Source organism: Peribacillus sp. NPDC006672 (genome assembly GCF_050274955.1).
In the GTDB taxonomy this organism is placed as follows: Bacteria; Bacillota; Bacilli; order Bacillales; family DSM-1321; genus Peribacillus.
In genome coordinates this window covers 1-12,778 of the sequence record NZ_JBNNOR010000032.1, presented here as the reverse complement: position 1 = coordinate 12,778, position 12,778 = coordinate 1, and the positions used below count along the sequence as shown (strand labels likewise).

At 40.4% G+C, this 12,778-nt stretch carries 13 protein-coding genes, 1 tRNA gene, 1 rRNA gene and 1 pseudogene; 3 read left to right on the top strand and 13 right to left on the bottom strand.

Features of this window, described 5'->3' with window-relative positions; translation table 11 throughout:
- From gntK to groES, 5 genes and pseudogenes are all read right to left on the bottom strand, one after another.
- Nucleotides 1-1,545: a gluconokinase gene (gntK, locus tag ACQKKK_RS25835; protein ID WP_427619953.1), complete on the bottom strand. Its 1,545-nt coding sequence runs from the start codon at nucleotides 1,543-1,545 to the stop codon at nucleotides 1-3.
- Nucleotides 1,538-2,269, bottom strand: coding sequence for a GntR family transcriptional regulator (locus ACQKKK_RS25830; protein ID WP_427619952.1), 732 nt, complete (start codon nucleotides 2,267-2,269; stop codon nucleotides 1,538-1,540). Before ACQKKK_RS25830 ends, gntK begins: the two co-directional genes overlap by 8 nt.
- Before the next feature lie 199 nt (nucleotides 2,270-2,468).
- Nucleotides 2,469-2,632 (bottom strand): annotated as a pseudogene (locus ACQKKK_RS25825) (IS6 family transposase); the annotation flags it as partial.
- Nucleotides 2,633-2,765: 133 nt separating this feature from the next.
- A complete protein-coding gene (gene groL, locus ACQKKK_RS25820; RefSeq protein ID WP_061461203.1) occupies nucleotides 2,766-4,403 on the bottom strand; it encodes a chaperonin GroEL in 1,638 nt (545 codons plus the stop codon).
- Nucleotides 4,404-4,462: 59 nt separating this feature from the next.
- Nucleotides 4,463-4,747, bottom strand: coding sequence for a co-chaperone GroES (gene groES / locus ACQKKK_RS25815; RefSeq protein ID WP_053348954.1), 285 nt, complete (start codon nucleotides 4,745-4,747; stop codon nucleotides 4,463-4,465).
- Nucleotides 4,748-5,083: 336 nt separating this feature from the next.
- Between groES and ACQKKK_RS25810 the strand changes: the two genes are divergently transcribed.
- Nucleotides 5,084-5,809 (top strand): CPBP family intramembrane glutamic endopeptidase, encoded by a 726-nt coding sequence (locus ACQKKK_RS25810; RefSeq protein ID WP_427619951.1) that lies wholly within the window; start codon nucleotides 5,084-5,086, stop codon nucleotides 5,807-5,809.
- Nucleotides 5,806-6,018 (top strand): YdiK family protein, encoded by a 213-nt coding sequence (locus tag ACQKKK_RS25805; RefSeq protein ID WP_061461201.1) that lies wholly within the window; start codon nucleotides 5,806-5,808, stop codon nucleotides 6,016-6,018. Before ACQKKK_RS25810 ends, ACQKKK_RS25805 begins: the two co-directional genes overlap by 4 nt.
- Before the next feature lie 29 nt (nucleotides 6,019-6,047).
- On the opposite strand, the gene ACQKKK_RS25800 is transcribed toward ACQKKK_RS25805, so the two are convergent.
- On the bottom strand, nucleotides 6,048-6,710 hold the full coding sequence (locus tag ACQKKK_RS25800; protein ID WP_427619950.1) for a redox-sensing transcriptional repressor Rex: 663 nt from the start codon (nucleotides 6,708-6,710) through the stop codon (nucleotides 6,048-6,050).
- A gap of 30 nt (nucleotides 6,711-6,740) precedes the next feature.
- On the bottom strand, nucleotides 6,741-7,247 hold the full coding sequence (gene moaC / locus ACQKKK_RS25795; RefSeq protein WP_427619949.1) for a cyclic pyranopterin monophosphate synthase MoaC: 507 nt from the start codon (nucleotides 7,245-7,247) through the stop codon (nucleotides 6,741-6,743).
- A gap of 131 nt (nucleotides 7,248-7,378) precedes the next feature.
- Here moaC and abc-f point away from each other — a divergent pair, with 131 nt between their 5' ends.
- A complete protein-coding gene (gene abc-f / locus ACQKKK_RS25790) occupies nucleotides 7,379-9,298 on the top strand; it encodes a ribosomal protection-like ABC-F family protein (RefSeq protein ID WP_427619948.1) in 1,920 nt (639 codons plus the stop codon).
- Nucleotides 9,299-9,575: 277 nt separating this feature from the next.
- On the opposite strand, the gene tsaD is transcribed toward abc-f, so the two are convergent.
- The 6 genes from tsaD to rrf all read right to left on the bottom strand — a co-directional run bounded on the left by tsaD (nucleotide 9,576) and on the right by rrf (nucleotide 12,637).
- Nucleotides 9,576-10,589 (bottom strand): tRNA (adenosine(37)-N6)-threonylcarbamoyltransferase complex transferase subunit TsaD, encoded by a 1,014-nt coding sequence (tsaD, locus tag ACQKKK_RS25785; protein WP_427619947.1) that lies wholly within the window; start codon nucleotides 10,587-10,589, stop codon nucleotides 9,576-9,578.
- Nucleotides 10,586-11,038, bottom strand: coding sequence for a ribosomal protein S18-alanine N-acetyltransferase (gene rimI / locus ACQKKK_RS25780; RefSeq protein WP_427619946.1), 453 nt, complete (start codon nucleotides 11,036-11,038; stop codon nucleotides 10,586-10,588). The genes tsaD and rimI overlap by 4 nt, the downstream gene beginning before the upstream one ends.
- Before the next feature lie 21 nt (nucleotides 11,039-11,059).
- Complete coding sequence (tsaB, locus tag ACQKKK_RS25775; protein WP_427619945.1) at nucleotides 11,060-11,752, bottom strand: tRNA (adenosine(37)-N6)-threonylcarbamoyltransferase complex dimerization subunit type 1 TsaB; 693 nt, start codon at nucleotides 11,750-11,752, stop codon at nucleotides 11,060-11,062.
- Nucleotides 11,752-12,204: a tRNA (adenosine(37)-N6)-threonylcarbamoyltransferase complex ATPase subunit type 1 TsaE gene (tsaE, locus tag ACQKKK_RS25770; protein ID WP_427619944.1), complete on the bottom strand. Its 453-nt coding sequence runs from the start codon at nucleotides 12,202-12,204 to the stop codon at nucleotides 11,752-11,754. Before tsaE ends, tsaB begins: the two co-directional genes overlap by 1 nt.
- 177 nt (nucleotides 12,205-12,381) lie before the next feature.
- A tRNA-Met gene (locus ACQKKK_RS25765) sits at nucleotides 12,382-12,455 on the bottom strand.
- A 66-nt stretch (nucleotides 12,456-12,521) separates the two neighbouring features.
- Nucleotides 12,522-12,637 (bottom strand): 5S ribosomal RNA (gene rrf / locus ACQKKK_RS25760).
- Nucleotides 12,638-12,778: the final 141 nt, after the last annotated feature.

Below are 12,778 nucleotides of genomic sequence, written 5' to 3'. Positions count from 1 at the left end.
TTACTTTGCAGCATTTATTAAGTTTCTTTGATAATTCGCAACCTGTGTATATTCGTTTTCCAATACCCTTGATAGGTTAATAAAAATCGGCAGTAGTTGCCTATATTCTTTTACAGAATCAGCTATCGGTGTGTGCTTGTGGGTATTGCCTATCATTTCTGAAACTACTTCGAAGGACTCAATTTCCCCTGTGGCATATAATCCCAATATACAAGCACCCAGGCAGGAACTTTCGTAGCTTTCCGGAACCACGACTTCCGATTCGAAAATATCGGACATCATTTGCCGCCAAACAGCCGACCTAGCGAAGCCACCCGTAGCTTGAATTCGGGTCACGGGACCGTCCATGCATTCGGTTAAGGCTAAAAATACGGTATATAAATTGTAAATGACTCCCTCTAAAGCCGCTCGAATCATATGTTCTTTCTTATGCGACAGTGTTAATCCGAAAAATGAACCCCGTACGTCCGGATTCCATAATGGTGCACGTTCACCAGCAAGATATGGATGGAATAACAATCCATCAGCCCCTGGTCTTACACGTTCGGCAATCTTGGTTAAAACTTCATAAGCGTCGATTCCGAGTCTTTTAGCTGTTTCTACCTCGGATGAAGCAAATTCATCGCGAATCCAGCGAAGGACCATCCCGCCATTGTTTACCGGCCCGCCAATCACCCAATGCTTTTCCGTTAAGGCATAGCAAAAGATTCTTCCTTTTTCGTCTGTTTTCGGCTCGTCAATAATCGTCCGAATCGCACCGCTTGTCCCAATCGTGACAGCGATTTCACCTTTCCGGATAGCGTTTACACCTAGATTTGAAAGAACACCATCACTTGCCCCAATGACAAAAGGGGTTTTTGGATCAATCCCAATCTGTTTGGCTAAATCCGGATCACAGTTGTTAAAAATCTTTGTTGTTGGTACGAGCTCAGATAATTGACCACGCGTTATTCCAGCAATTCTTAGGGCTTCCTCATCCCAATCCAAATTTTTGAGATTCAACATGCCCATAGATGACGCAAGGGAATAATCGACAACATATTGATCAATGAACTTTTTAAAGATATATTCTTTAATCCCGATGTACTTTTTAACATTGGTTGCAATCTCTGGGCATTCATTCACAATCCAGGTGATCTTGGATAATGGTGACATCGGGTGTATAGGTGTTCCGGTCCGTTTGTAAACTTCATGCCCATCTAATTCATCTTTTATTTTATGGGCCCAAGCTTCACTGCGATTATCTGCCCAAGTGATACAAGGGGTTAGCGGCTGGTCATTTTCATCCATAGCTATAACACTATGCATCGCACTGCTAAATGAAATAAATGATATCTTTTTATCTGAATGCTGTTTCGTTATATTTGAAAAGGCTTTCAAAACAGCCTGAAAAATCTCCTCAGGGTCTTGTTCCGCCGTTGACATATCAGGTGTGTAAAGAGGATAACCAATATTCTCTTGCTGAATGACATCGCCTTTTTTCGTAAATAATACAGCTTTTGTACTTGTTGTACCGATGTCTACGCCTAACATATAGCTAGTCATTTTCTTGTTCGACCCCTTTTGAAAGCATCTGTTGGGACATCCATAAGTCTTCAACTTTCTCTTGAACATCATCAAAATTTACATGTAACGACTTAATCATAAGGTCTCGATCTTTTGTTTTGATCGCATCAATATAAAGTTGATGATTATTTATGATCCGTGTAAAGTCTTCATACTTTTCTTTAAAACGACAACGCATGGATAGAAGAATCAAACTTTCCATCACAGATTTTAAATTATCCCAGATCATCAGGATATAGGAATGATTAATGGACTGAATAATTGTTTCGTGGAATAGGACATCCTGATAGGAAAACTCATCAGCATCTCGGTATTTCATGGAAATTTTCATCATTTCCAGTATTTTACTAAGTTCCATTGCTAATTCATTCGTGTCCATCCTTACTAGCCGTTCAAATACAAACGTCTCTATGAGTAAACGCACATCATAAATTTCTGCATATTCTTTTTCTGTTAAACCAATGACAACCGCACCCATTCTTTCTAATCGGATGATATTTTCAGATGCCAGTATTTTTAAAGCTTCACGAATGGGTGAGCGGCTAACACCGAAATCAGCAGCTAATTTATTTTCGGATAGGATGGTACCGCTTTCAATCATACCCGAAATAATACGCATTCTAAGCTCGGATGTTACACGATCACCAGCTGAAGCTTTTGAAAGCCATTTTACAGGATAAAGAAATTCCTTTGATTCGACCATAAATTCACCTTCTAATAGAGTTCAAGTACACTTGTATACAAGTATTATAATCAAAAATATTAATAATGCAAGCGCTTTTTTTTTGAATTTAACTAGATTCTCGTTAATATAAGTCAAAGTTTATTGGGGAGTTTAGAAGGTTCTAGTGCAAAAATAAGAAATAGAAACATAGAATGGTAATATCCTGCTAACTTTGGGATTAAGCAGCTACTCCGAACAACTTATGAATGAATTCAACCTCATTTTGGGCAGACTTTTTCTGTTGATGAGGTTGATTTTTTTAAACCATACGCTTACTTCAATACCACTCAAAATATAGGTGGCTGTTCGAAACGATTTCATTCCCAACATGGAATTTTGTCTTTACTGACAACAAATAAGAGAAGGCCTCCCATCAGTAAACTGTGAGAGGCCTTCAACTTTAAAGATATTCACATGTTAGGTGAGCATTCATTCTGAATCCTCGTTAAACCCCTCTAAGGGATTTAAGCGATGATTACATCATGCCGCCCATTCCGCCCATTCCGCCCATATCAGGCATGCCCATGCCGCCTGCGCCAGCAGGTTCTGGTTTGTCAGCAACAACAGCTTCTGTTGTTAAGAACATTGCTGCTACAGAACCAGCGTTTTGTAGAGCTGAACGAGTTACTTTAGTAGGATCGACGATACCGGATTCGATCATGTTCACCCATTGTCCTGTAGCTGCATTGAAGCCAGTACCAACTGCTTCGCCTTTAAGGCGCTCTACGATTACAGAGCCTTCAAGTCCAGCATTGTGAGCGATTTGACGAACAGGCTCTTCGATAGCACGAAGAACGATTTTCACGCCTGTTGCTACGTCGCCTTCCGCTTGAATTTCAGCGATTTTATTGTATACGTTAAGAAGTGCTGTACCACCACCGGCTACGATACCTTCTTCAACAGCGGCACGAGTGGAGTTCAATGCATCTTCAATACGAAGTTTACGTTCTTTTAATTCCGTTTCAGTAGCTGCACCAACTTTGATTACTGCTACACCGCCAGCTAATTTAGCAAGGCGTTCTTGTAATTTTTCACGGTCGAATTCAGAAGTTGTTTCTTCTAATTGAACACGGATTTGGTTTACACGAGCTTGAATTTGAGCTGTATCTCCAGAACCTTCAACGATTGTTGTGTTTTCTTTTGTAACAACCACTTTAGACGCACGTCCTAAAGATTCGATTGTTGCAGATTTAAGATCAAGTCCGATTTCTTCAGTGATTACTTCGCCGCCTGTAAGAGCTGCGATGTCTTCAAGCATTGCTTTACGACGGTCACCGAATCCAGGAGCTTTAACCGCAACTGCATTGAATGTTCCACGAAGTTTGTTCACAACAAGAGTTGCAAGCGCTTCGCCTTCTACATCTTCAGCAATCAATAATAGTGGTTTCCCTTGTTGAACAACTTGCTCAAGTACAGGAAGGATTTCTTGGATATTCGTTACTTTTTTATCCGTGATTAAGATATATGGATTGTCTAAAACAGCTTCCATTTTATCTGAATCTGTAACCATATAAGGAGAAGCATATCCACGATCGAACTGCATACCTTCTACAACGTCCAATTCAGTTGTGAAACCTTTAGACTCTTCGATTGTGATGACGCCGTCGTTACCAACACGTTCCATAGCTTCAGCAATCAGTTGACCCACTTCTTCATCAGCTGAAGAGATAGCAGCAACTTGTGCAATCGATTCTTTGTTTTCAACAGGTTGAGAAATAGCTTTTAATTCTGCAATTGCAGTATTAACCGCTTTTTCGATTCCTTTACGGATACCCATTGGGTTTGCACCAGCTGTTACGTTTTTAAGACCTTCACGAATCATCGCTTGCGCTAGAACCGTTGCAGTAGTTGTACCGTCACCAGCTACGTCGTTTGTTTTGCTTGCTACTTCAGCAACCAATTTCGCACCCATGTTTTCGAATGCATCTTCCAATTCAATTTCTTTAGCGATCGTCACACCGTCATTTGTGATAAGCGGTGAACCGAATTTTTTCTCAAGAACCACGTTACGACCTTTTGGTCCAAGCGTTACTTTAACTGCATCTGCAAGTGCGTCCACACCACGAAGCATGGAGCGGCGAGCTTCTTCACTAAATTTAATTTCTTTAGCCATTTATAAGTACCTCCCTAAAATTTTAAGAAAATTTTCGTTCAGTTAAGTATGATGTATAATTAGCCGATAACAGCTAGAATGTCGCTTTCACGTAAAATTAAGTATTCAGTATCTTCGTATTTAACTTCAGTACCTGCATATTTTGAGAAGATAATTAGATCGCCTTGGGCAACCTCTAAAGCAACACGTTCGCCATTTTCAAGGACACGGCCAGTACCAACAGCTACTACCTTACCTTCTTGTGGCTTTTCTTTTGCAGTATCAGGAAGAACAATACCGCTTGCAGTTTTTTCTTCAGATTGAACTAGTTCAATAATAACGCGATCACCTAATGGTTTTAACAAGTGAAACAACCTCCTCATATTCTCTTGATAATTTGTTTCATGATTATTAGCACTCTTCACTATCGAGTGCTAACACATTTATAATATTAAATAAACCGAGCCTTTTTTGCAAGTATCTTATCGAAAATTTTTTATTAATTTCTGATAAATTACGGGTATACTACTTTAGCATAATGATTCTTTTAACAAAGGAACTGAAATGTTTTGTTAGGGGTACCTTTAAGTGGTGTTCTGTCTCATTATTTGATACCATTTTGGAGTATGCGTTTATAGATTGTCCCCATATCAGAAACGTTCTAAGCGGAATGGGTGACTAAATAAAAGGAGTTTTCATCTTTGAAAAAAGAATATTGGTTCGTCATCATCACTTACATTGCTATGCATTTATCCACTATTGTTGGGGTGCCCCTTTTCATGCTGATTGGGTCTTCAACTGGAATGCCTGCTGATGAACTCCAAGTGAAGTCTGCAGCATACTGGATCGTATTCAGCTTTCTCGTCGCTCTATCCTTGGTCCTGTTGTTAATGAGAAAAGATATGAAGGAAAAGATGGACAGAAGCACTTCAGCTTCCATTCCCACGTCTATATTATGGGCATTTGCGGGAGTGTTCCTCGCTCTTTTTGCGCAAAGCATTGCTGGATACATTGAACAGATGCTCGGGGTAAAGACTGAATCTGAAAATACACAGCAGCTCATTTCACTCATTTACCAAGTTCCCATAGTCATTTTCGTCACTTCAGTTATTGGACCTATATTGGAAGAAATCATTTTTCGGAAAATCATTTTCGGATCACTTCATAAACGCTTTAACTTCTTTATTTCAGCTTTACTCAGTTCAGTTATTTTTGGCTTGGCGCATGGTGAACTCGAACATCTTCTTTTATATTCGGCAATGGGCTTTACCTTTGCTTTTCTTTATGCGCAAACGGGCCGCATCCTCGTTTCCATAAGTGCACATATTGCGATGAATACGCTTGTTATCATCTTTCAAGTTGTATATCGGGAAGATATTGAGAAGATGCTAGATACTGCACAGGCCTTCATCGGAGGTTTATTATGAAACGTCAATCACCATTATTCATGGGTATCATCTATGCAGGCTTAGGAGCTCTTTTTACCGCTATCGCGATTCAAACCGTCAGTTCTTCGGGATGGGGAATCTTTGCCTACATACTTGTACTAATTGCGACTCTAGACTTTGGATCGGGATTACGCATGATCATGCTTCACTTCAAGATTAAAGCCGCCCAAAAAAATAAGAAAAAATAAAAAAACGCTGCGAAGATGCAGCGTTTTTTTCATTCCTCCAATGCAGCTTCTTCCACTACAGGATAATGTTTCAGAAAGTAGATGAGCGACTGAAGCTCCACGGCCAGGTCAATGTGGTGAACCCTTATGGATGGGGGTACCGTCAGCCGTGCAGGTGTGAAATTCAATATTCCCTTTATATCAGCTTTGACTAGACGATCGGTTATCGTCTGTGCTACCTGAGCAGGTACTGTCAAAATAGCCGCAGTGATATTATTTTCCTGCAATAGTGTATCGATTTGATCCATATGATAGATTGGCACATCAGCTATTCGCTTGCCGACCTTATCTTCAGAAACTTCAAATGCCATTTCAATCTTCGTATTATTGTTTTTCATGAAATTGTAATTTAAAAAAGCGGTCCCTAAATTTCCCACTCCGATTAAAGCGACTTTTGTCAGTTCATCTTGATCTAATGTTTTTCTAAAGAAGGATAATAAATAATTGACATTGTAGCCGTATCCTTTTTTTCCAAGCGCTCCAAAGTAGGAAAAATCACGGCGAATGGTAGCAGAATCCACCTTTACAGCTTCGCTTAGCTCTGCCGAGGAAACTCTTTGTTTGCCTGAGGAATGTAAGTTCTTTAAAAATCGATAATACAATGGCAACCTTTTGGCTGTTGCCTGCGGTATCTTTGGGTCATGGTTCATCATTCTTCCCCGCCTTCACACATGCTTTTCAACTTAATCTCTATCTGTTTGATTTACTTGTCTCTTATAATCGTTACTAGACACTCCGCCTGTTTTCTCTACTAAGAATGTAGGCCCGATTACCATTCCCTTATCAATGGCCTTACACATGTCATAAATAGTCAAGGCAGTTACGGATGCAGCTGTTAACGCTTCCATTTCCACACCTGTACTCCCTTTTGTCTTAGCTTCTGTTTCAATCCTAAGCCTATATCCTTCATCTTCTTTTTCCCATTCAAAGGCTATATTGACCCCTTGCAGAGCAATAGGGTGGCACATTGGAATTATATTGGATGTATTTTTGCTAGCCATGATTCCTGCAACCTGTGCAACGGCCAGTACATCACCTTTTTTCATTTTCTGGTTCGTGACCAACTCATATATTTCATCGTTCAATAAAATGCTCGATTGAGCTATTGCCGTCCGGGAAGTTTCAGGTTTAGCACTCACATCAACCATTTTGGCCCGGCCTTGTTCATTAAAATGCGTTAAGTCTCCCATTTAAGTAACCCCTCCTAAATCATACACTATTATTCCACTTTATGTAACAGCTTGTTTTTGCTTGGAACCAAGCTGTTGCCGATAATAACTATAATACGTTACACTAACAATAATCAATTGAGGTGAAATCTATGATTTTATTACAAATCAATCAACTATCGAAATATTATGGAGCTGAACTTATTTTATCAAATATGAAGCTCGAAGTTCAAAATAAGGATAGAATTGCACTTGTCGGCCGAAATGGCGCTGGAAAATCTACTCTGCTAAAAATCATAGCCGGGCAGCTTTCCCATGATGGCGGTGAAATAATCAAACCAAAAGGCGTCACCATCGGATATATGGCACAGGATACGGGACTGGAATCGGAACTAACCATTTGGGATGAAATGCTGACTGTATTCAAGGACCTTTTAGAACAAGAAAAGGAGCTGCGTCGCCTTGAGGCTGATATGGCCAGACCTGACATCTTTGAAAATGAAGCTATCTACCAAAAAGTATTAAATGAATATGACACTTTGATGGTAGCTTTCAAAGAGAAGGGCGGTTATCAATATGAAGCGGATATCCGTTCCGTATTACATGGACTTCAGTTTGCTGACTTTGACTATTCTACCCTAATTTCCACTCTAAGCGGTGGGCAAAAAACAAGGCTTGCTTTAGGGAAGCTGCTTTTAAGGAAACCGGATATATTGATTCTGGATGAGCCGACGAACCATTTGGATATCGAAACCCTCTCCTGGCTTGAACAATATTTACAAGGCTACCAAGGAGCTGTCCTTATTGTTTCCCATGACCGCTATTTTCTAGATAAAGTTGTAAACCAGGTATATGAAATTACCCGGAATAACATGAAAAAGTACTATGGCAATTATAGTTCTTACCTAGAGGGAAAAGCGGAAGATTATGAGCGGGATATGAAGCTGTTCGAGAAACAACAAGGGGAAATCGAAAAGCTTCGCGACTTTGTCCAACGCAATATCACAAGGGCTTCCACCACGAAAAGAGCACAAAGCCGACGCAAACAGCTCGAAAAGATGGATGTATTGGACAAGCCGCAAGGTGATGAAAAGTCCGCTAATTTTTCATTTCAGATTGAAAGGCAAAGTGGAAATGAAGTGCTTCACCTTCAGGATTTGGCTATCGGTTACGAAGGGGAAACGGTATCAAAAAATATAAATTCCCGGATGACAAAAGGAGAGAGCATAGCTCTTGTTGGCCCAAATGGCGTTGGAAAATCAACGTTATTGAAAACGATCATCTCTAAGCTGCCTGCACTTTCTGGGAATTTCCGTTTTGGAACGAACGTCGAAGTCAGCTACTACGATCAGGAACAGGCAAACCTTGTCTCCAATAAACGTGTACTCAATGAATTATGGGATGACTATCCCCTTAAACCGGAAAAGGACATACGGACCGTACTCGGTAATTTCCTTTTTAGTGGGGACGATGTTTTAAAAACCGTTTCCACACTAAGCGGCGGCGAAAAGGCCAGGCTAGCTCTAGCCAAAATGATGATGGAAAAAGGGAATTTTTTAATTCTTGATGAACCAACAAACCATTTGGACCTCGACAGTAAATTGGTGCTTGAAAACGCCTTGATCGATTATCCGGGAACCATACTTTTCGTCTCACATGACCGCTATTTCATAAATCGGATAGCAACGAAAGTGATCGAGCTCTCCAAAGACGGAAACGAAGAATTCCTCGGTGATTATGATTACTACGTAGAGAAGAAACAGGAGCAAGCTGAAATCAAAGCACTTGAACAGGAAAATCAAGCGAAAACCTTAGATGTAGCCGTAGAAAAAACAAATTATAAAATCGATAAGGAAGCAAAAAAAGCTGAACGCCAGCGAAAACGGCGCATTGAGGAAATCGAGGCGGCCATGGAGCTCCTTGAAACCGAAATAAACGAATACAATGAACACCTTTGTGACCCAAATGTTTTCCAGGACCATGAGAAAGTAATGGAAGTCCAAACAAAGCTTGATAAAGCACAGGAAAAATTAGACCTGCTTCTCGAAGAATGGGCTGAACTGGAAGAATGACAATTGACCGAGTCAAATGACTCGGTCTTTTCTTTTTCCAGTTAAAATGCCCCTAAAAGTTATCCACAAAATTGTTAACAAATTACTTACCGTTTACTAGCCATTAATTTGAGTTATACACATAATCCACAGAAACATATCCACTTATCCACAAAATCCCCATTTATACACATGCAGTTTGATTATCGAATAAACTTTATCCACAGAATATTCTATTTTTTTATTAAACACGATAAAAAGACAGGTACCCGAAGTTAAGGTCCTGTCTTCACGTCAATTAAAATGCTTCTATATCCAATCCGGGATTTCCGTTCAAATCCAATCCGGAGCGTTTACCTTTTTCAAACATGACACTGCCGGCAGCACCGATCATGGCCGCATTGTCCGTACACAGATAGAGGGGCGGAATGGATATATCCATAGGTAAATCCTTAAAAGCTTCCGTTAATGCTCCCCTCAGGCCTTTATTTGCCGCAACTCCTCCAGCGAGCAATACCTGTTTCACATTATATTCCTTGGCAGCCTTAACAGCCTTTATTACAAGGACTTCTATCACGCTTGCTTGGAAACTTGCCGCCAAATCTTTAGGTTCAATTTTTTCCCCGCGCTGTTCTGCATTATGCAAAGTGTTGATAACAGCTGATTTCAAACCGCTGAAAGAAAAGTCATAGCTGCCATCCAACCATGCCCGAGGCAGTTTCAAAGTAGGTGAACCTTCTTGTGCAAGTCTATCGATATGAGGGCCACCAGGATAAGGGAGCCCCAAGGTTCGAGCCACTTTATCATACGCCTCTCCTGCTGCATCATCCCGCGTCTCCCCTATCACCTTGAAAGAACCCGGTTCTTCCAAAAGAACCAATTCAGTATGCCCCCCCGAAACGACCAAAGAAAGGGCAGGATATTGGATCTCCTGAATAAGTCTATTTGCATAGATATGGCCCGCTATATGATGCGTACCTACAATCGGGATTCCATGTGCAAAAGCTACAGCCTTAGCCGCATTAACGCCTATTAATAGTGCCCCTACAAGTCCAGGGCCTTCTGTAACGGCAATGGCATCCAAATCTTCATATGTCACACCTGCCTGAAGCAGCGCCTCTTCAAGAACAATCGTAATTTGCTCTACATGGTGACGGGAAGCTATTTCGGGGACGACTCCGCCAAAACGTTTATGGCTTTCTATTTGTGAAGCCACGACATTGCTCAGTATCTCTGTTCCATTTTTTATGACAGCTGCCGCAGTTTCGTCGCAGCTCGTTTCAATTCCTAATATAAGTTGATTAGTTTTCATGAAAAATTCACCCACATAACATAAGCATCTTCTTGATTATCTGTATAATAATTTTTTCGGATTCCACCCTTTTGGAAACCTAGTTTTTCATAAAGTGAAATGGCTACTGCATTGCTGAGACGGACTTCAAGCGTCATCCTCACCACACCCATTGCAATGGAGATTTCAATCATCTTCCTGAGCAAAGCTTCTCCAAGCTTTTGCCCTCGGTATTCAGGTAAAATTGCAATATTGGTAATGTGCGATTCATCAATGACAATCCATGCGCCGCAATAACCAGCTATTTTCCCCTCATCCTCTATCACCATATATACAGCATATTGATTATGATTCAATTCATTAAAAAAAGCTTCCCGGCTCCAAGGCAAAGTAAAGGATTGTTTTTCCACGTTAAGCACTTGGTCGATATCTTCCGTTTTCATCTTTCGGAACGTCAATGTTTTACTCATAATAATCGGTCGCTTTCCTTTTTATTTCCCCTGCTGTTCAAGCCACTTAGCTTCTGCTTCAGCCATGCGAATATAATTCGGTACAAACTGGTGAACATCCACTTCAGTCTTGTTAAGACCAATGAAAGCCAGTTCGCTTGGTCTTGAGTTAAACGACTGTACCGGAGCAAATACTGCTAAATTGCCTAACGCTTCCGTAATCGCATCCCGATGGATGTCAACATCTTGACCAACAAATAAAACAGGACGATTTAATTCCTTCAATCGCATCGCCCACTCAGAGGATAGAATATTACAATCTTCCATGACTGTTTTTAACAGACCGTTTTTCATTTCATATAATCCAGTATAAATCTGCCCTCTTCTTGCATCGAACAAGGGAGATATCAACCCGTTAAAATAACGTCCATTTGCTGCTAAAGCTTCTAAACTGGAAACACCTGATAACGGAATCTGAAGCGTCCAGGCCAAGGTTTTCGCAATCGTCACACCAATCCTGACGCCTGTATAAGAGCCTGGACCTTGAGCGACCACTATCTTAGTCAATTCCTTCGGATTAGTATCACAATCCCTTAACAGCGTCTCAATTGCTGGCATTACCCGCACCGAATGGTTTTTCTTTAGGTTCGTCGTATACTCACCAATTACTTGACTCCCATTTATCAGTGCAATCCCTAATGTAAAATTCGAAGTATCTATAGCTAAAACCTTCATCAAATAATCTCCTTACATAACGTTACATATCGTTCGCCTTTAGCTTCTAAGACAATACGCCGGCTTGTATCACTAAGACGATAAATATAAATGGTCAAGATTTCATCAGGAAGGTGATCCTTTATTAAATGGGCCCATTCAACGACTGTCACACCATCACCATCAAAATATTCGTCAAAGCCTAAATCTTCTTCTGATTCACTTACCCGATATACATCCATATGATATAAAGGCAATCGCCCCATGTATTCCTTTATTATCGTAAAGGTAGGGCTATTTACTACTCTAGTAACACCTAATCCTTTAGCTAGCCCTTTTGTGAATGCCGTTTTCCCTGCACCCAGGTCACCTTCTAAAGCGAGTACATCTCCACTCGAAAGTTTTTGTGCCAATTTATGCGCAAATTGCGCTGTTTCTTCCTCATCCTGAGAAATCCATTCAAAATGTTGCATATATCAATCACCTCTATAGTTCATGTCGAGAACCATAAACACAGTATTATGGAACAAAAACCATTCTATATGTAGTTTACCTTGTTTCAAAAGAAGAAACAAATAAGTTAGGGACATAATTATTTGACTTTCGGATAAAACAAAAAAACGAAACCTAAGTTTCGTTTTTTTTTATGATTGCGGGGACAGGATTTGAACCTGCGACCTTCGGGTTATGAGCCCGACGAGCTACCGGACTGCTCCACCCCGCGACGGTATAAATGCTACTTATATAAATTAAGTATTCCCATTTTCTCAAAAAGGATACAAAGATTATAGCTTGGCGGCGTCCTACTCTCACAGGGGGAAACCCCCAACTACCATTGGCGCTGAAGAGCTTAACTGCCGTGTTCGGAATGGGAACGGGTGTGACCTCTTCGCTATCGCCACCAAACATTTAATCTTTTTAACACATTTATAATCATAACATGTATGAAGTCAAAATGCAAGAAGAAATTTTCATTCCTTCAAAACTAGATAATAAGAAGGTATTTCATTTTTTAAAAAGCGTTGGTTAAGTCCTCGATCTATTAGT

Excerpts from the sequence above, each read along its gene's own strand:
- gntK (WP_427619953.1), bottom strand. The coding sequence starts at position 1,545 with ATGACTAGCTATATGTTAGGCGTAGACATCGGTACAACAAGTACAAAA.
- groL (WP_061461203.1), bottom strand. The coding sequence starts at position 4,403 with ATGGCTAAAGAAATTAAATTTAGTGAAGAAGCTCGCCGCTCCATGCTT.
- tsaB (WP_427619945.1), bottom strand. The coding sequence starts at position 11,752 with ATGAAGGTTTTAGCTATAGATACTTCGAATTTTACATTAGGGATTGCA.
- ACQKKK_RS25830 (WP_427619952.1), bottom strand. The coding sequence starts at position 2,269 with ATGGTCGAATCAAAGGAATTTCTTTATCCTGTAAAATGGCTTTCAAAA.
- moaC (WP_427619949.1), bottom strand. The coding sequence starts at position 7,247 with ATGGGAGACTTAACGCATTTTAATGAACAAGGCCGGGCCAAAATGGTT.
- tsaD (WP_427619947.1), bottom strand. The coding sequence starts at position 10,589 with ATGAAAACTAATCAACTTATATTAGGAATTGAAACGAGCTGCGACGAA.
- tsaE (WP_427619944.1), bottom strand. The coding sequence starts at position 12,204 with ATGCAACATTTTGAATGGATTTCTCAGGATGAGGAAGAAACAGCGCAA.
- ACQKKK_RS25800 (WP_427619950.1), bottom strand. The coding sequence starts at position 6,710 with ATGATGAACCATGACCCAAAGATACCGCAGGCAACAGCCAAAAGGTTG.
- ACQKKK_RS25805 (WP_061461201.1), top strand. The coding sequence starts at position 5,806 with ATGAAACGTCAATCACCATTATTCATGGGTATCATCTATGCAGGCTTA.
- abc-f (WP_427619948.1), top strand. The coding sequence starts at position 7,379 with ATGATTTTATTACAAATCAATCAACTATCGAAATATTATGGAGCTGAA.
- rimI (WP_427619946.1), bottom strand. The coding sequence starts at position 11,038 with ATGAGTAAAACATTGACGTTCCGAAAGATGAAAACGGAAGATATCGAC.